13 protein-coding genes are annotated in these 18755 nt (G+C 69.8%); 5 read left to right on the forward strand and 8 right to left on the reverse strand.

Features of this window, described 5'->3' with window-relative positions; genetic code table 11:
• Positions 1–11 precede the first annotated feature (11 nt).
• Positions 12–1247: a DUF3068 domain-containing protein gene (locus ACLBYD_RS14020; RefSeq protein ID WP_160328991.1), complete on the reverse strand. Its 1236-nt coding sequence runs from the start codon at positions 1245–1247 to the stop codon at positions 12–14.
• 246 nt (positions 1248–1493) lie between these two features.
• Between ACLBYD_RS14020 and ACLBYD_RS14025 the strand changes: the two genes are divergently transcribed.
• Entirely contained in the window at positions 1494–2666 is a 1173-nt protein-coding gene (locus ACLBYD_RS14025) for an acyltransferase family protein (protein WP_447816916.1), read from the forward strand.
• Here ACLBYD_RS14025 and ACLBYD_RS14030 read toward each other — a convergent pair.
• The 4 genes from ACLBYD_RS14030 to ACLBYD_RS14045 form a co-directional block, all read right to left on the reverse strand.
• Positions 2555–6841: an alpha-(1->3)-arabinofuranosyltransferase domain-containing protein gene (locus tag ACLBYD_RS14030; RefSeq protein ID WP_447816917.1), complete on the reverse strand. Its 4287-nt coding sequence runs from the start codon at positions 6839–6841 to the stop codon at positions 2555–2557. The two genes, ACLBYD_RS14025 and ACLBYD_RS14030, sit on opposite strands and share 112 nt — an antisense overlap.
• Complete coding sequence (locus ACLBYD_RS14035) at positions 6822–6995, reverse strand: DUF2613 domain-containing protein (protein WP_006552672.1); 174 nt, start codon at positions 6993–6995, stop codon at positions 6822–6824. Before ACLBYD_RS14035 ends, ACLBYD_RS14030 begins: the two co-directional genes overlap by 20 nt.
• A 140-nt stretch (positions 6996–7135) precedes the next feature.
• Complete coding sequence (locus ACLBYD_RS14040) at positions 7136–8218, reverse strand: isochorismate synthase (protein ID WP_447816918.1); 1083 nt, start codon at positions 8216–8218, stop codon at positions 7136–7138.
• Positions 8219–8273: 55 nt separating this feature from the next.
• Entirely contained in the window at positions 8274–8741 is a 468-nt protein-coding gene (locus tag ACLBYD_RS14045; RefSeq protein ID WP_019290888.1) for a universal stress protein, read from the reverse strand.
• Between the two features lie 113 nt (positions 8742–8854).
• Between ACLBYD_RS14045 and ACLBYD_RS14050 the strand changes: the two genes are divergently transcribed.
• Positions 8855–10054 carry a glycoside hydrolase family 3 N-terminal domain-containing protein gene (locus tag ACLBYD_RS14050; RefSeq protein WP_447816919.1) on the forward strand — a complete coding sequence of 400 codons (1200 nt, stop codon included), beginning with the start codon at positions 8855–8857 and terminating at the stop codon, positions 10052–10054.
• A 75-nt stretch (positions 10055–10129) separates the two neighbouring features.
• Positions 10130–10738, forward strand: a complete 609-nt coding sequence (locus ACLBYD_RS14055) for a TetR/AcrR family transcriptional regulator (RefSeq protein ID WP_006552668.1) — start codon at positions 10130–10132, stop codon at positions 10736–10738.
• A 114-nt stretch (positions 10739–10852) separates the two neighbouring features.
• On the opposite strand, the gene ACLBYD_RS14060 is transcribed toward ACLBYD_RS14055, so the two are convergent.
• Complete coding sequence (locus ACLBYD_RS14060; RefSeq protein ID WP_006552667.1) at positions 10853–11710, reverse strand: MaoC/PaaZ C-terminal domain-containing protein; 858 nt, start codon at positions 11708–11710, stop codon at positions 10853–10855.
• On the reverse strand, positions 11711–13057 hold the full coding sequence (locus ACLBYD_RS14065; protein WP_447816920.1) for a 3-oxoacyl-ACP reductase: 1347 nt from the start codon (positions 13055–13057) through the stop codon (positions 11711–11713).
• A 108-nt stretch (positions 13058–13165) separates the two neighbouring features.
• On the opposite strand from ACLBYD_RS14065, the gene ACLBYD_RS14070 reads away from it, so the two are divergent.
• Both ACLBYD_RS14070 and ACLBYD_RS14075 read left to right on the forward strand, forming a co-directional pair.
• On the forward strand, positions 13166–14479 hold the full coding sequence (locus tag ACLBYD_RS14070) for an acetyl-CoA C-acetyltransferase (protein WP_006552665.1): 1314 nt from the start codon (positions 13166–13168) through the stop codon (positions 14477–14479).
• A 230-nt stretch (positions 14480–14709) separates the two neighbouring features.
• On the forward strand, positions 14710–17298 hold the full coding sequence (locus ACLBYD_RS14075) for a VanW family protein (protein ID WP_447816921.1): 2589 nt from the start codon (positions 14710–14712) through the stop codon (positions 17296–17298).
• A gap of 932 nt (positions 17299–18230) precedes the next feature.
• Here ACLBYD_RS14075 and ACLBYD_RS14080 read toward each other — a convergent pair.
• Positions 18231–18755 (reverse strand): acyl-CoA dehydrogenase (locus tag ACLBYD_RS14080; protein ID WP_447816922.1); only part of this gene is annotated, 525 nt, incomplete at its 5' end.

The following is an 18755-nucleotide window of genomic DNA, read 5'->3' on the forward strand; positions in this document are numbered from 1 at the left end:
CTACCGGACGATCACTCCTGCGTCGGAGGCTTGCGCAGATCGGTGCGCGGGATCTCCTGCGTCTGATCCGTCGTCCAGTCGCGCTGCTGCGCGTTCGGATCGGTCTGGCGCGGGATGACCTCGGTGCGGTCCTCGGTGTGATCGCGCTGCGCGCCGGCCGAATGCGCCGGGCCGACCGTGGTCGTGGCCGGACCTGCCGGGGCGGGACCGCCGGTCGCGGTGGCCGGGCGACGGTTGCCGCCGCCGCGGAGGCCGAGCAGGAAACCGACGATCAGCAGGATGACGCCGAGGATGCCGAGGATGATCGGCAGGGTGCGGCCGAACAGCGAGATGGTGTCCTGGCCGTCCTTGGCCTGCTCGATCTGGTACTCGATCGTCTCCTCGTTGAACGGGAGCGTCACGTTCAGAACGGTCACCTCGGGCTTGTCGGCCTCGCGGGCGTAGTACTGGTCCTGCTGCTCCTGGCCCTTGACGACGACGCCGGTGACCGGGTCGACCCACAGATCGCGGGTGTTGTTGTACCAGCGGGTCATCGTGATCGGCTCGTCGCCCTCACCGACACCCCAGGTGGAGGCGGGCAGGCTGAGCTTGTAGGTCGGGACCTCGCGGTCGGCCTTGGACAGGTCGATGGGGCCGATCTCCTGGCTGAAGTGGTAGACCTTCATGCCGTTGATCTCCTCCTCACCGACGAAGTCGATGGGGAAGTTCTCGCGAGCGTTGATGTCGTAGTACGGGTACGACTCCTGCTGGACGTCGAACGGGAACTTGTACTGCAGTCCCTCGCGGTTGTCGATCTCCACCGGCGGCTGGTCGGCGCTCACCTGGACCGTGCTCACGCGATCCGGGAACTCCTCCGCCGAGACGGGCATGGAGGTCTTCCGGTCGATCGTGACGCGGTCGACGATGGCCGAGACGAGACCCGTGTCGCCCTGCATGTCGAGTCGTCGCACGGTCTGGCCGGCCTGCAGCGTCATGACCTCGGCGTCCGAGGGATCCTCGACGGTGACGAAGCGCTGCGCGACGATCGGCACGTCGCGGTCGACCTGCGCGTTGCCGGCGAGCAGCTGACGGGAGTTGAGGATGTCGCCCGTGCCCTCGGCGACCGTGGTCACCTCGAGATCGAGCGGTGTCGTCCTCAGCTTCCCGAGCGTGTACGTCGGCACGAGAATCGCGATCACCAGGAGGAAGGCCCCCAGGCCCACCAGAATCATTGCCAGTATCCGGCCGGAGCTCGAACGCTCAGCCATGCTTTCTCCTCACTCAACGGTCGTCATCGAGTACCCCCACCGGCAGCAGCAGGGCTGCACGGATCGCCTGGCATCCGGCCCGCGAACACCACGTGAGCTCAGACACTAACAGTCCGGTATGGCAATATGCGCGCCCGCTCACCGCTGGGACGGATCGGTAGTCGATCTTCGTCGCTGCCGGGATCGTCCCGTTCCGGGTGATCCTGCTCTGTCCACCGCTCCCGCGACACGGCACACTGGTGCCCGATGACCACCACCACCGACCGGAACCGCAGCATGAGCGGATTCCTTCCGGCACTCGAAGGAATGCGCGGTTTCGCCGCAGTGGGCGTGTTGATCACCCACGTCGCGTTCCAGACCGGCGCAGTGCACGACTCACTGATCGGCCGGGTGTGGGCGCGGTTCGACCTCGCCGTCGCCCTGTTCTTCGCCCTGTCCGGTTTCCTGCTGTGGCGTCCGCACGCCGCCGCGGCCCGCGCGCTCGGGCCGTCCCCCTCGACGACCCGCTACTTCCTCTCCCGCGCGACCCGCATCCTCCCCGCCTACTGGACCGTCGTGATCCTGGTGCTGTGGTTGCTGCCCGGCGCGGGCGGCGGCGCGACGGTGTGGTGGTCGAATCTCGCGTTCGTGCAAGTGTTCGTCCCACTGACCCTCACCGAGGGCCTCACCCAGATGTGGAGTCTGTCGGTGGAGGTGGCCTTCTATCTCGTGCTGCCGCTGCTGGCGCTGGCGGTGAGCGGGCTGCGCGGGGACGCCGCCCGCTACCGCGTCCCGCTGCTGCTCGCCGTGAGCGCACTGTCGCTGCTGTGGGCGTGGCTTCCGGTCGGCACCCCCGACCACATCAACCACACCAACTGGCTGCCAGGCTACCTGCCCTGGTTCGCGGCGGGAATGATCCTCGCCGAACTCGTCACCGGCCCCGAGACGTGGATGCACCGGTTCGCGGCGCGGCGCACGGTGATGGGAGCGATCGCCGTCGCCGCCTTCGCTGCCGCCACCACCCCGCTGGCCGGACCGGAGACGCTCACCGATCTCGTACCCACCGAATATCTCGCCAAGATCGCCCTGGGCGCGATCATGAGCTTCGCCCTGCTCGCCCCGCTGACCCTCGCACCGCGCCGGCAGCACCGCGTCCTGGCGAGCCCGGCCGCACTGGCCGTCGGACGCTGGTCGTACGGCGTGTTCATCTGGCATCTCGCGGTGCTGTCGATCGTCTTCCCCGTCTTCGGGATCCCGGCTTTTGCGGGGCACTTCTGGTTCGTCCTGACGGTGACGGTCGTGCTGAGTCTGGCCGTCGCGTCCGTCAGCTACGCCCTCGTCGAGGAGCCGGCGCGGGCCGCCTTCCACCGCTGGGACAAGTCCCGGCGCGGTACCGCCGCCAGGCCCACCGCGACCACGCCGACGAGCGCCGCGAACTGAATCAGGAACGAGTGCCCGACATATCCGTCGGGTGATCGCCACGGCCCGGTGGACAGCAGCGCCATCGCCAGCATCGTCGCGCCACCCGCGGTGCCTACGAGCACACGCGACGCCAGGACGGGGCCGCGGCGCACCGCGAGCGCACCGATCCCCACCGCGCCGGCGACCGCGACGGCGGCACCGGCCCATCCCGCGAGGAGCGTCGCGGCGACCAGCACACCGGCCAGCGCGAGAACCGACGAACCCCAGGTGCGCGGCATCGGACCCGGATCCTCGACGCGCCGCCGCGGCCACACGGCCGCCGCGAACAACGGGACGAGCAACAGCAACCCGCCGAAGATCCCGAGCCGGTACCAGCGGTCGGTCGCGAACTCGAGTGTCAGCGTCTGCTCCGGCCCGGCCGGCACGATCCAGCCCTGCTGCCAGCCGTCCACGACGACCGGCGTCGCCACGGCACCGTCCGGGGTGCGCGCCACCCAGCCGACGTTGGTGCTCTCGGGCACCACCACGAGCCGGTCCTCGTCGCCCGCCGGAACCGTCACCTCGCGCAGGTTCTCCGTCCAGCGGCCCTTGTCGAGTCCCGTCGGCTCCGCGACGGGCGCGTCGAGACCGGGGACGTCGAGCCGAAGGCCCGAGACGGCGAAGGCCGCACCGGGATCGACGTCGATGTCGACCCGGCCCGGGTTCATGCCGACGACGTCGGTGTCGCACAGTGTCGCGGGAACCTCCACGCCCGCCGCGAGATCGGCGACCCGCGCGGTGAGCGACGTGCGGTAGCTGCGTCCGTCGATCTCCACGACGGGTCCGCGCTCGCAGTCGACGGTCACCGTCTCGTCGTAGACGGATCCCTGTGCCCCGATCGGCCCGTCGTCGCCGAGCACCGACACCTCGGCGAGCCCGGGCGGGGTGAGTTTCGAGAAACCCAGCACGGTGCGATCGAGGGTGTCGCGCCAGCGCACCACGGTGAGTTCGACCCGGTCCGTGACGTGCGGGGTCAGGTCGACGAGCGTGTCGTCACCGTCGAGTTCGCGCACCTGCGGTCCGTTGCCGAGATTCACCGCGACCCGCGACGGCGCGACCGGCAGCGCTCCCAGCGCCGTCCTGATCTCCAATCCCGTGACGCGTTGTTCCTCGGGAAGCTCCAGCGTGAGCGACGGCCGCGGCGCACCCGCTTCGAGCGAGCTCTCCTCCGCGGTCCACGACGTCCGCGGGTCGCCGTCGGTGAGGGCGAACGCCGAGCCCTGCAGGTCGACGACGTCGGCGTCACCGCGCGCGACGACCCGATCCGAGCGGTCCACGAGGTCCTCGAGCGCCGGCCCGGGGCGCGCGCGCAGGAGCAGTTCCGGGCGGACCCAGGTCTCCTGCGGCACGTCCAGGGTGCGGGTGAACATGCCGGGTTCCTCGGCGGAGGTGGCGAGTCCCCGCGCGCAACGGACACGGTCGTCGGTGTCGACGCAGCTGCCGCGGCCGGGGAATTCCTGGCCGAGCTGCCATCCGCGTACCGCGGCGTCCTCGGCCGGGCCCGGCACCACGATGCGGCGACGGATGTCGATCGGGCGTGGTTCGTTCCGGTCGGTGAAGTCCTCGACGACCACCTCGGTGAGACCGAACTGGTTGCCGACCGTGCCGCGTTCGGTGTGCACGGACGTGATGCGGATCCACGAGGTGGTGCCCAGCGGCAGCGCGACCGTCTGTTCGCGTCCCGGTTCGTCGACGCGCACCGCCGTGCTGCCCCGGTCGGTGGACACCTCGAGCCACTTGACGGGATCGCCGAGAGCTCCGGAGCTCGTCGTCAGGTGCAGCAGACCCGCTTCGATCGGCCGGTCGAGGTCGAGCTGCAGCCACTGGCCGATCGCCGCTTCGAGACCGTTGCTGTGCCAGCCGGTCGTGGGGTCGCCGTCGACCACCGCGGCCGGGCTGCTCGCCACCGACGTGCCGCCGAGCTGGGTGGCATCCGACGCCGCGCTCGACACGCTGATGCGGGCGCCTTCCCATTCGGCCCGCACGAGTTCGGTGTCGGGCACCGGATAGTCGGGGACGGCGTTGTGGGTGCGGCGCGGGTCGTCGGCGGTCCGGATCGTCGACGAATGATGGTCGACCTGCCCGTAGTCCGTCTCGCGGTCCGTCGGGGTGTCGGTGACCGTCACCTCGTCGACGGGCAGACCCGCGCGGGCCGCGTCGGCCGCGAGGAGTGTGGGACCGACGAACTCGGGCTGCGCGGTGTTGCGGCGCAGCAGCGCTTCGGGGCCGCCCTGCACGACCGGCACGTCGGCGACGTCCACGACGTAGGGACCGACGGGCGCCGCGGCCGGTTCGGCGACGCGGTAGATCTCCACAGCCGGGTAGACCGGTCGCAGGTCGGCGTCGGTGACGAAGTCGTCGGGGTTGTCGAACACGATGTCGCCACCGAACTCGGCGACCCGCTCGATGCCCGGCGAACCGTCGAGGGCGCGGTGCACGAGTGCCGGTCGCGCGGCGGGAGAGGTGTCGGGATCGAGGTCGTTGCGCACCACCAGGAAGCCGATGCCCTGACCACGCAGGGTCGCGGCGAGACCGTCGGACGGGCGGCCGTCGGCGATGTCGCGTTGCACGGCGTCGAGGGCACGGATGGCGCCGGGCGGCACGAGCGGGACGGCGTCGCGCACGGCCCACGGCGTCGACGCGAGTGCCTGAAGCGGTTCGTCGCGGGTGAGCCCCCACATCTGGCTGCCGAACGGCGCGCCGGGAACGATGAGGGCGCGTTCACCGCGCTCGCTCGTGTTGTCCTCGAGCCAGGCCGCCGTGGCGTGCCAGTGCTCGGGGACCTCGTCGTAAGCGCCGCGCGGAGCGAGCCGCCCGGTCCACGCGAGTGAGGTCGCGAGCGTCATCGCGACGAGGATCAGCGTCGTCACCGCGACCATCGGATTGCGTTCGGGATGCGCGAAGGCGTTCCGGGCACGCGTCCACGGCACCGATCCGGGCAGAGGAACGGCGCGCAGTAGGTGCGCGATCCCGAGCACGATCGGCAGTCGCACGAGCGGTTCGAGCTTGTGGACGTTGCGCAGCGGCGCACCGGCGGTGTCGAGGAACAACCGGACCTGCTCGGCGAACGGCGAGTCGAGCTGGCCGACGTAACCGACGCCCATGCCGACGAGACCCACCACGAGGATCAGGGTGAAACGACCGCGCGCGGGCATCGACCGCATCGCGAGACCGGCGAGACCGGCCGCGGCCAGGGCGCCGGTGACGAGGACCGCGGCCGGCTGCGTGACGAGCACGGCGCCGGCGATGCGTTCGGGGGAGACGAAGGGCGTCCAGCTGCTGGTGCCGCGCAGCACCTCGGCGAGCGACGTCCATTCGGTGGTGACACCGGACGATTCGATGAAGTCGAGGAAGGGCGGACTGACGCGACCGAGCAGCAGCAGCGGCACCATCCACCAGGTCACCGCGACGACGCACAGCGGCAGCCACCACAGGGTGAAGCGCCACCAGCGCCGGTTCGGACGGTGCGCGGCCCACCACAGCGCCGCGACGAGACAGGCCGCGGCGGTCGCGACCGCGTTGATCGCGCCCATGAGCGCCACCGCCACGGCGGACTGCGCGGCGAGCCGGCGGGCCGAGCCCGGATTCTGCGTGTTCAGATACCGCACCAGCGGCAGCAGCACCCACGGCGCCAACATCATCGGATGTGCTTCCGACGAGATGGAACCGAGCGTCGTGAGGACGCGCGGGGACAGCACGAACACCGTCGCCGCGATCAGACGGGAGCTACGGCTCCCGATACCGAGGGCTTCGGCGAGGCGGACGAGGCCCCAGAATCCGGCGACGAGCAGCAGCACCCACCACACCCGCTGGGTGATCCACGGGGGGATGTGCAGCAGTTGACCCGCGGCGAAGAACGAGCCGTGCGGGAAGAAGTAGCCGTACGCCTGGTTCTGCACCTGCCCGAGCGGCGCCACACTGCTCCACTGGTGAGCGGCGCGCGTGAGGAATCCGATCGGGTTCTGCGTCAGGTCGTACTTGGTGTCGGCGACGACCAGGCCCGGAACCTGGGCGAAGGACAGGACCACCGCCACCGCGGTGACTGCGTACAGCCACCGGCGGGACAGCGGTTCGGCGGACGGGAGCTCCGTCTCGCCTCGGTACGTGCGTGAACTCGAAGCGTTGCCGGCGCCGTCAGCGGCTGCCGTACTCAACCTGGTTCAGGAGGGACGAATCGGCGTTGCCACTGCGATCGATCTGAGGGCGCGAATTCTCCTGCACAGCGGCCGTTACGCCGAAGACCGCCACGGCGCCGAGTACGGCACCGACGACCACGCTACCCAGGCCCGGTCCCAGGAACTTCCCCATTCCGTCTCCCCATCTCCAGTGACGCAGGCAGTCATCGCCGGCCGCCACGCTGTCTATCGGTCCGCGCCAAACTATCACCCCGGAAGGCGGTGGCGGACGGTGCGAGCCTCCGAGTCGATCTTCACCGTCGCCGCGGTGCGCTACACGCCCAGTGCGCCGAGCAGCGTACGCAGTTTCGCGGTGGTCTCGTCGAGTTCGGCGAGGGGGTCGGAATCGGCCACGATGCCGCCTCCTGCCCAGGCCACGGCGCGTCGGCCGTCGGAACTGAGCTCCGCGCACCGGATGGCGACGAACCAGTCGCCGTCGCCTTGTTCGTCGCACCAGCCCACCGCGCCGCCGTAGAAGCGCCGGTCGCCCTCGACCCGGGAGATGACGTCCAGCGCGGCCTCGGTGGGGGTGCCCGCCACGGCCGGGGTGGGGTGCAGGACGTGGGCGAGGGTGAGCGCGTCGGTGTCGGGGTCGCGGAGGGTGCCGGTGATCGGCGTGGCGAGATGCCAGACATCGGGTGTCGCGGTGAGCTCGGGCTTGTCGGGGATGTCGAGGTCGCTGCACAGCGGGGCCAGCCGCGTGCGGATCCAGTCGACGACGTAACCGTGCTCGGTGAGGTTCTTGTCCGAGGTCAGCAGGTCCTCACCGGCGCGGCGGTCCTCGGCCGGATCGGCCCGGCGTGCGGCGGTCCCGGCGAGGGGACGGCACGTGACGGTGTCGCCGCGCCGGCTCACGAGCAGTTCGGGGGTCGCGCCGACCAGCGTGTGACCCCAATAGCGTTCGCCCGCCGCGCTCAGGTCCAGCGCGTACGTCGCCGCGTCGGGATGGCGTTCGATCATGCGGGCTACGAGAGCGAGCGGGTCGAGCGGTTCGTCGGCCTCGAGCGCGACCCGCCGGGCGGCGACGACCTTCTCCATCTCCCCGAGGGACATCTGCTCCACGAGCCGGCGCACCCGCTCGACGTGTACGCGGGGCAGCGGCAGTTCGGCGGAGATCCGCACCGGCGGCAGGTCCGACAGGTCGGGCGGGGCCTGCCACGGGCCGTCGAGGATCTCGACGTCGTCGGGCTGCGCGAGGGCCACCGGACGGTGCCGCGAGAACGGCAGTGCACCGACGACGATCGTCGCCTTGCCGCTGCGGAGTGCCTGCGTGGCGGAGTGGACGTCGTCGAAGAACCGGCGGGTGCCGGTGGCGTGCACCGAGCGTTCGGCGCGCGAGAGCAGGAATCCGTCCATGGTGGATCGACAATATCCCTGCCTGTACCCGGCGCCGGTGACCCGGTACGGGGCGTCAGCGACCCGGCGGCACGATCAGGACCGGCCGGTGACTGTGCCGGAGCACGTGATCGGCCACCGACGACTGCAACAGGGACCGCAGACCGGTGGTGCCGCGGGTGCCGGTGACGATGATGTCGACGTCCAGCTCGTCGGCGGCCTCGATGATCGCCGACCACACCGCGTTGACGACCTCGACGGTGCGGCCCTCGGCGTGCAGACCCACCGAGCGGGCCATCTCGAGCCCCTCGTCGTTGGTGATGCGCGCGTCGGACAGGGCGACGTCCTCGCTGTCCTCGTCGGGCACCCAGTCGGGTTGCATGACACCGGACAGGCCGGACATGCGGGCGGCCTGCCGGACCATCGGCTCCCAGGCGGTGACGACGACGGCACGGCACGACTCGAGGAAACGACCCGCATACTGCACGGCACGCTTCGAGTTCTCGGAACCGTCGTAGGCGATGAGGATCAGATCTGCGCCCACCGCGTACCCCCTGGGTCGGATTCGGATGCTCGGGTGCACCTTAACCCGCCGGAGCGTCCCCGGGGGAGGTTCGAGCTGTGGGTCCTCGAGGTTCGTCCGCTACCGTCGGCACCATGCGGATCCGTCACACTGTCGCCGCCGTGCTCGCGGTCGCCCTCACCACCGCGGGATGCGGTTCGTCCGATTCGGGCGGCGACGACCCGGTCGAGACGACGTCGAGCCTGGCGCCCGCCTCGTCCAACACCGCGACCGCCTCGTCCACCACCGCGACCGCCACGACCACCGAGGCGACCGCGGCCGCGACGTCGGCGACCTGCGGCGACGATCTGCTCGCCCGGTTGACGCTGCGGCAGAAGCTCGCCCAGTTGCTCAACGTCGGGGTCACCGGAGCCGCCGACGCGCAGGCCGTCGTCGAATCCGAGCAGATCGGTGGCATCTTCATCGGCAGCTGGACCGACGCGTCGATGCTCACCGACGGTCTCGTGCCGCAGGTGGCCGCGCAGAGCGCATTGCCGCTCATGGTCACGATCGACGAGGAGGGCGGCCGCGTGTCGCGCGTGGGCGACCTGTTCGGGCCCGATCCGTCCGCGCGGGTGACGGCGCAGACGATGACGGTCGACGAGACCTACCGAATGGCGTTCGAACGTGGACAGGAACTGAAGTCGCTGGGCATCACGGTCGACTTCGCGCCGGACGTCGACGTGAGCAGCCAGCCCGACGACTCCGTCATCGGCGACCGCTCGTTCTCCGACGATCCCGAGGTCGTCACGCAGTACGCCGGCGCCTATGCGCGGGGACTGATCGACGCGGGAATCATGCCGGTGCTCAAGCACTTCCCGGGACACGGCTCGGCCTCCGGTGATTCGCACACCGGTGCCGTGACCACCCCGCCGATCGAGCAACTGCAGCAGAGCGATCTCGTGCCGTACCGCAGCCTGGTCTCGCCCGAGGTGGGCGTCATGCTCGGCCACCTCGACGTGCCGGGTCTGACCGGCGGGCTGCCCGCGAGCATCAGCCCGGCAGCGGTGGACCTGCTCCGCTCGGGTGCCTACGGCGGCCCCGCCTTCGGTGGCGTGATCTTCACCGACGATCTGTCGGGGATGCGCGCGATCACCGACACCTACGGCATCACCGAGGCCGTCGAGGCCGCGATGGTGGCGGGCGTGAACCAGGCACTGTGGCTGACCACCGACGAGGTGCCCGCCGTGCTCGACCATCTCGAGCAGGTCGTCGCGGAGGGCACGCTCTCACCGGAATGGGTCGACGAGTCGGTACGGACCGTGACACGCGCGAAGGGCGCTCTGGACTGCTGAAATGTCGCAGGTTGCTTCGACCGCAGGCTTCCTACCGTAGAGTAAGAACTTCATTCGAGGAGTCCGGGAGGAGTCATGGCGGGCGGAACCAAGCGACTGCCGCGTGCGGTCCGCGAGCAACAGATGCTGGACGCTGCCGTCGAAGTGTTCTCCGAGCACGGTTTCCACAACACATCCATGGACGCCATTGCGGCGCGGGCGTCGATCTCCAAGCCGATGCTCTACCTGTACTACGGGTCGAAGGACGAGTTGTTCGCGGCGTGCATCGCCCGCGAAGGGCAGCGGTTCGTCGAGGCACTCACACCGGCGGGCGACCCCACCCTCGCCCCGCGTGAACAACTGCGGGTCGCGCTCGAGTCGTTCCTCGGCTTCGTCGACGAGCACCGGCCGTCGTGGATGGTCCTCTATCGTCAGGCGCTGTCGCAGCAGGCCTTCGCGCCCCAGGTGCAGGGCAGCCGCGACCGGCTGATCGAACTCACCGCGCACCTGCTCGAATCGAGCACGCGCGATCCGGAACCCGACACGAACTTCACGATCATGGCCGTCGCGCTCGTCGGTGCCGGTGAGGCCGTCGCCGACCGCATCGCCGGCGGTGAGATCGATGTGCAGCAGGCAGCGGATCTGCTCGAGAACCTCGCGTGGCGCGGTCTCGCGGGACGCAAGCGCTCCGATCAGATGCACTGACCTGTCCCATCGGGAACACCTCGGCCACAAGAATATTCACCACACGAGGGTTCGGGCGGGGCGGAATGCCCCCATCGCGTCCCGCCCCGCCCGAAATCTCGGTGGTTCCCCGCCCTACCGCAGCGTGGCGGTCAGGTGCGGGTACTGCTTCTTCGGATGCCGCAGCGCCAGATCCCATCCGTCGGCGACGTGCTGCGCGTACAGGCTCAGCGACGACGGCAACAGCACCGGCTTCCCGAACCGCACCGCGTAGGTCACCTTGCCGGGGATCCGTCCCTCGACGGCCGAGAGGGTGGCCGCCGCGCTCCACATGCCGTGGGCGATGGTCTTCGGGAATCCGAAGGCCTTGGCGCCCAGGGTCGACACGTGGATCGGGTTGCGGTCACCGGAGACCGCCGCATAGCGGTCGATGACCTTCTGGTCGACCCGCAGTGTGGAGGTGGGGACCGGGGGGATCTCCTCCTCCTTCGGCTCCGGCTTGGGCTGACCCGACAGCGACGTGCGCTGCTGGTGCAGGAAGGTCGACGTCTGCCGCCACACCAGCTCGCGTCCGACGTTGACCTCGCTGACGAGATCGACGAGCAGGCCTTTACGGTGTTCGCGCATGTTCTCCGCGTGCACCGCGATGTCGAGCGGCTCGGTGACCGAGATCGGCCGGAACTGCTCGATCACGTTCTCGGCGTGCACCGAACCGACGGCGGCGAACGGAAAGCCCTTCGACACCATCAGTTTCATCACGAGCGGGAACGTGAGGATGAACGGATAGGTCAGCGGCAGGCTGTCGCCGAACCGCAACCCGCACACCTTGGTGTACTCGGCGAGATCGTCGGGATCGACCTTCAGCGACCGCAGGACCAGGACGTCGTCGGGCAGGCTGTCGCCCGACGCACCCACGACGGGCAGTGCCCCGAGCACGGCCCGGCTGTAGATGTCGAAGGTCGACGGCAGCGAGGACAGTTCGATCCGTGCCATCTAGGCCCCCAGCATGGACTGGCCGCACACGCGCACGACCTGCCCGGTCACGGCGCTCGACGCGGGATTCGCGAACCACGCGACGGTCTCGGCGACGTCGACGGTCTCGCCGCCCTGCTGCAGCGAGCTCATCAGGCGGCCGGCCTCGCGGGTGGCAACCGGGATCGCGGCCGTCATGGCGGTCTCGATGAAGCCCGGAGCGACGGCGTTGACGGTGATCTTCTTGTCGGCGAGCGCCTCGCTGGTCGCCTGGACGAGGCCGATGACACCGGCCTTCGAGGCGCCGTAGTTGGTCTGGCCGCGGTTACCGGCGATACCGGCGATCGACGACACGTCGATGACCCGGCCACCCTCCTTCAGCGCGCCCTTCTCGACGAGCACGTCGGTGATCTTCTGCGGGGCGATCAGATTCACGCCCATCACGGCGTTCCAGCGAGCGGCGTCCATGTTGACGAGCAGCTTGTCGCGGGTGATGCCGGCATTGTGGACGATGATGTCGGCGCCGCCGTGACGCTCGAGCAGGTGAGCGGCGAGCTTCTCACCGGCGTCGGGGGCGGTGACGTCGAGCGCGAACGCGGTGCCGCCGACCTTGTTGGCGGTCTGGGTCAGAGCATCGCCGGCCGCGGGGACGTCGGCAGCGACGACGGTCGCGCCGTCGCGGGCGAGGACCTCGGCGATCGTCGCGCCGATGCCGCGGGCCGCGCCGGTGACGACCGCGACCTTGCCGGCGAGCGGACGGTCCCAGGACTCGGGGGCGGTGGCGTCGCCCTCACCGATGCGGATCACCTGGGCGTCGACGAAGGCCGACTTCGCCGAGAGAAGGAAGCGCAGCGTCGACTCCACACCGGACAGGCCGGTCGCGGCCTTCGGGGAGACGTAGACGAGCTGCACGGTGGCACCGCGACGCAGTTCCTTGCCGACGCTGCGCGTGAAGCCCTCGAGGGCGCGCTGGGCGATGCGCTCGTCGACCGACCCGGCCTCCTCGGGCGTGGTGCCGAGGACGACGACGCGACCGCTCGGGGCGAGATTGCGCAGGGTGGGCTGGAAGAACGTGAAGAGCTGTTCGAGGCCCGCGGGGTCGGTGATGCCGGTAGCGTCGAAGACGAGTGCGCCGAACTTCGTGTCGGACGGCTCGGCGAACGTGTAGTCGCTCAGGAGGTTGCGGATCGGTTCGACCAGGCGGCCGTTGCCGCCGAGCAGGACGGGGCCGGGGAGCGGGGGCTCGCCGGGCTGGTAGCGCCGGAGCTTCTCGGGCTGTGGCAGACCGAACTGCTTGGCGAGGAACGCTCCGGGTGCGGACGAGATGAGCTGGGCGTAGAGCTTGGGTGCGCCCTTGGCTTCGGCCACGATTCCACCTTCTTCGATTCGGTCGTCGGTGCAGTGTTCGACAACAAACTTACCCGTGAGTAAGAATAGTAGCCAGAATTCGAATCCGTCCGAAACCGGGAGACACCAGTGACCACCAAAGCCCGTTCCACGCAGCAGCGCCGTGTCGCCGTTCTCGGAGGCAACCGGATCCCGTTCGCCCGGTCCGACCGCAAGTACGCCCGCGCGTCCAACCAGGACATGTTCACCGCCACTCTCGACGGTCTCGTCGGCCGCTTCAACCTGCAGGGTGAGCGCCTCGGTGCCGTCGTCGGCGGTGCGGTCCTCAAGCACGCCCGCGACTTCAACCTCGTCCGCGAGAGCGTGCTCGGCAGCGCGCTGAGCCCCTACACCCCGGCCTGGGATCTGCAACAGGCCTGCGGCACCGGCCTGCAGTCGATCATCGCGGTCGGCGACGCCATCGCCGCCGGACGGATCGAGGCGGGTATCGGCGGCGGCGTCGACACCACCTCCGACGCCCCGATCGCCGTGAACAACCAGCTCCGCGAGTTCCTGCTCTCCCTGAACCGGGCCCGAACCACGGCCGACCGGGTCAAGCTGCTCGGCAACGTCCGCCCGTCGATGCTCGGCATCGAGATCCCGCGCAACGGCGAGCCGCGCACCGGCCTGTCGATGGGTGAGCACGCCGCGATCACCGCCAAGGAATTCGGGGTCTCCCGCGAGGCGCAGGACGAACTGGCCGTGGCGAGCCACCGCAACATGGCCGCCGCCTACGACCGGGGCTTCTTCGACGACCTCGTCACCCCGTTCCTCGGGCTGACCCGCGACGACAACCTGCGTCCCGACTCGTCGGTCGAGAAGCTGTCGACGCTGAAGCCGGTCTTCGGCACCAAGCTGGGCGACGCCACCATGACCGCCGGCAACTCGACGCCGCTCACCGACGGCGCGTCGGCCGCGTTGCTGGCGAGCGAGGAGTGGGCCGCCGAGCGCAAGCTCCCCGTGCTCGCCTACCTCGTCGACTCCGAGACCGCCGCGGTCGACTACATCCACGGTGGCGACGGGCTGCTCATGGCGCCCACCTACGCCATCCCGCGTCTGCTGCAGCGCAACGGCCTGACCCTGCAGGATTTCGACTTCTACGAGATCCACGAGGCGTTCGCTTCCGTGGTGCTCGCCACCCTCCAGGCGTTCGAATCGGAGGAGTACTGCAAGGGCAAGCTGGGCCTCGACGCCCCGCTGGGCTCGATCGACCGCAGCAAGCTCAACGTCAACGGCTCGTCGCTCGCGGCCGGCCACCCGTTCGCCGCGACCGGCGGCCGGATCGTGGCCTCGCTGGCCAAGATGCTGCACGAGAAGAAGCAGGAGACCGGCAAGCCCGTCCGCGGTCTGATCTCCATCTGCGCCGCAGGTGGACAGGGTGTGACGGCGATTCTCGAGGCCTGATCGATACCCCTCGGAAGTCGTTGAGAGAAAAAGTTCCGTTCGGTGTGTAACGCTCCGCGACGGACAGCGATAGACCCAGCGACCCCGCGCTGCTGCCTGACCCCCGACCTGGTAGCAACGCGGGGTCTTCGCATTCCGGGCGCAGCCGCCCGAAGCTGGGGCACTACCCTTGAAACCAGGTAGTCGGCGCGCGAATTCGACGGCGCGCCCAGCTTTGCGAAGGGATCCGGGTGAGCGGCAGCAACGGGACCGACGAGTCCCCTCACGAGCACGACGACGCACGAACCGAGAACGTCGGTTCGACGGCGGAGTCGGCTCGCGAGGCCGAGGGTGCGTCGGCTCCTACCGAGCGTTTCGAAGCGGTCGATCCTCACCGGGAGGTGGCCGAGGCGAAGGCGAGCAGTGTCACCGAGTCGCAGGCGAGCAGTGTCACCGAGTCGCAGGCGAGTGATGTGACCGAGCCGCAGGCCGAGGCCCCGCAGCCGACAGCCGCCGAGACGCCGGAAGCGAGCGGACCGGCGAAGACGCAGGTCGGAGAGCCGAAGACGGAAGCCCTGGCTGCCCCGCAGGCTCCCACAGAGGTCCGAGCCGATGGCACGAACCAGGCGGCTCCCACCGGTGCGGACGAACCCCCGACCGAGAACGTCCACCCCTCGGAGGCGCCCACCGCGGTCATCCCGGTCGTCGCGCCGGGGAACCGGGCGCCGGGTGCCGGATCGTCCGCCGCCACCGATCGGCTCCTCCGTTCGCAGGGGGAACAGAACCCGGCACAGCCCGGTCCCGAACAGGCGGGGGCTCCCGTCCCACCCACGTCGACGGCGATGCCCTCGGCCGCCCACCCACCGCAGGGCGACCAGCCGACCCAGCAGATGCAGGCGGGTCCGCCGCCGCAGGGACCGCCTCCTGTCACTCCTCCGCCCACGGGCGGACCGGGAGGTTCCGGCGGCGACGGCGACGAACCGGGCAGGTCCGGGTCGAATCTGCCCCGGCGCACGATCGCGCTCGTCGTCGGTGGCGTCGTCGCACTGCTCGCCATGTTCTACGTGGCCGATCTGGCGTTGTCGTCGGGCAAGGTGCCGCGCGGTGTCACCGTCGCAGGTGTCGAGATCGGCGGCATGTCGCTCGATGCGGCCGAGGCCGAACTCGCCGAGCAACTGACGCCGCGTCTCGATATGCCCGTCGACGTCACCGCCGGCGACACCCAGGGGCAGATCGTGCCCTCGGAGGCCGGAATCGGGATCGACTGGCCCGCGACCCTCGACCAGGTGGGTTCGCAGCCGCTCAATCCGTTCACGCGACTCGCGTCGTTCTTCGGGAACGACGAGGTCGGTGTGGTCTCCACACGCGACGAGGTCGCCCTGTCCGCAGCCATCGAGAAGGCCGCCGCTGCCGCCGCGCACGAACCGCGCGAGGGCAACATCGTCTTCGAGGACGGCACACCCGTTCCGGTGACGCCGCAGCCCGGCCAGCAGCTCGACGTCGCAGTCGCGGGCGACGTCTTCGCCGAGCGCTGGCCGTACGGTGATGTCTCGCTGCCCGTCGAGAGCGTCGACGTCACCGTCACCCGCGAGGGCCTCGACCGGGCGCTGGCGGAGGTCGCCGTTCCGGCCGTGGCACAGGATCTGGTCGTCCGGGGACTCGACGGGGCCGTCGGTGTGCTGCCGCGCGATGCGGTGGGCGCCGTCCTGTCGTTCGTGCCGGACGGTTCGGGCGGACTCGAACCGCAGTACAACACCGAGGCCGCGATCGGCATCCTGGCGCCGCAGCTCGCCCCGTCGGAGACCGAACCGAAGGATGCGCGGATCGTCCTCGACGGTGGTCGTCCGACGATCGTGCCCAGCGAGACCGGCGAGATGGTCGACTGGCCCGTCACCCTCGAGAGGTTGCCCGACCTGCTGAAGGAAGAGGGCGACCGCAGCACCGACGCGGTGTACAGGAAGGCCGAACCCGAACTCACCACCGAAGGCGCCGAGAAGCTCGGCATCAAGGAAGTGGTCTCGGAGTTCACCACCAGCGGCTTCGAATACGCTTCCGGCGTCAACATCCGGCTGGCCGCGCAGGAGATCAACGGCGCCATCGTGAAGCCGGGGGAGACCTTCTCCTTCAACGACTACACCGGTCCGCGCGGTGCGGCGCAGGGGTACATCGAGTCGGGCATCATCGAGGCCGGACGTCCCGGTAAGGCCGTGGGCGGTGGCATCAGCCAGCTCGCGACCACCCTCTACAACGCGACCTACTTCGCCGGGATGGAGGACGTCGAGCACACCGAGCACAGTTACTACATCTCCCGGTACCCGGCGGCCCGCGAGGCCACGATCTACGACGGCGCCATCGACCTGAAGTTCCGCAACCCGTTCGACACGGGCGTCCTGATCCAGACGATCGGCACGAGCTCGGACATCACGGTGCGCATCTGGGGCACCAAGACCGTCGACGTCCAGTCGGTCACCGGCAACCGCACGAACTTCACCTCGCCCAACACGATCACGTTGCCCGCCGGTTCGGCCTGCATTCCGTCGAGCGGCGCGCAGGGCTTCACCGTCACCGACACCCGGATCGTCACCGACGCACGGACGGGCGCGCAGATCTCGAACGCGACCCGCACGGTCCGGTACGACCCGGTCCCGATCGTGAAGTGCATCAGCCCCGAACCGGAACCGAGCGACGAGCCCTCGGGTGGCAGCGACGACGCGACCTCCGGCGACACCGGAGCGGAGGACGCCGAGGCCGAGGACGCACCGGCGCCCGCACCCGAATCGCCTGCGGCCGAAGCGCCGGCAGTCGAGGCACCTGCAGCGGGTGGAACCGAAGAGGAGTAGCGGACGTCCTCGAAACTTCGGGGAGGTTGTGTGCGGTTCCGGTGAAGGAACACGCACACAACCTCCTTTTGTTTCGTCACTCCGGAAGCGGCACCACGTCGGGGATCTCGCCGTCGAGGATGCGGAGCTGTGCGTCGCGCAGTTGTTTCTCGCCGCACACCCAGGACGCGGGTGTGGAGCAGGAAGGTGATCGAGAACAGGCCCAGCGTGCCGGCCTGGTCGAACTGGTTGACCGGTAGTCCGCGGAACTCGGTGTCCCACCCGCCGTCGTGCTCGTGGTGATAGTCGACGAAGGCGTGCATCAGCCGCACGTGCACCGAGAGCTTGAATCCCTCGCCGAATCGTTCGAGACCGCCGTCGGCGACGCACCCGTTCCACCACGTCCCCGTCTCGGCGATGCGCCGGCGGGTGCGCTCACCGGTGAGGCGACCGGACGACGTCAGCACCGGCAGTGGGCCGGAGTTGTTGTATCCGCCGAGCAGCGAGCCGTAGGCGAGGACGTCGCCGGCGTCGGAGCCGACTCTGCGCAGCGTGCGGGCGCCGAGGGCGATCCTGTCGCGATCGACCCAGCGGGGGTGTCCTCGAGCATCTCGAAGTACTTCCGAGCACGGGAGGGGCGTCGGGGACGGCGTCGATGCCCTCGGCCAGTGCGGTCCGGAACTGCGCGAGGGTGACGGTGCGGTCGCGCCGGATGGCCCGCACCAGTTCGGCGCTCGGTTCGTCGCGCTCGAGCAGGGCGCGGCGCAAGGCGTCCGCTTCCTCGGGCGTGGCGTCGGGAGCGCGTCCCGCGAAGGGGCGCAGGGGTGCGGTGATGCGGGGGGCCTTCTCGCGGTGCTCCCGAAACGACGAGACCGACGTCGTGTGCGAAATCCGTGGGGAAATCGCGCACAACGTCGGTCTCGTCTATCGCGCTACCGCCGTGAGCGGTTCGATCAGAACGCCGCTTCGTCGAGCTCCATGATGTCGAGGTCGACGTCGGTGATGATCTGACGCGCGACGCTCAGCTCCGGCAGGACGTTCTTGGCGAAGAAGGACGCGGCCGCGACCTTGCCCTCGTAGAACGCCTTGTCCGAGGCGTCGACGCCGGCGTCGAGCGCGGAGAGCGCGATCTCGGCGTGCTCGAGCAGCAGCCAGCCGATCATCAGGTCGCCGAACGCCTCGAGGAAGCGGACCGAACCGAGGCCGACCTTGTACAGCTCGGTGGGCTGCTCCTGCGCACCCATGAGGTACTGGGTGAGCGTGGCGACCATCGTCTGGGTCTCGCCGAGGGCGGTGGCCAGGAGCGTGCGCTCCTTCTTCAGGCGCTGGTCGGCGTCGTCGCGCTCGACGAACTTCTTGATCTCACCGGCGACGTGGGCCAGTGCCACACCGCGGTCGCGGGCGATCTTCCGGAAGAAGAAGTCCTGCGCCTGGATGGCGGTGGTGCCCTCGTACAGCGAGTCGATCTTCGAGTCGCG

It is taken from the genome of Rhodococcus sp. C26F (genome assembly GCF_053345925.1).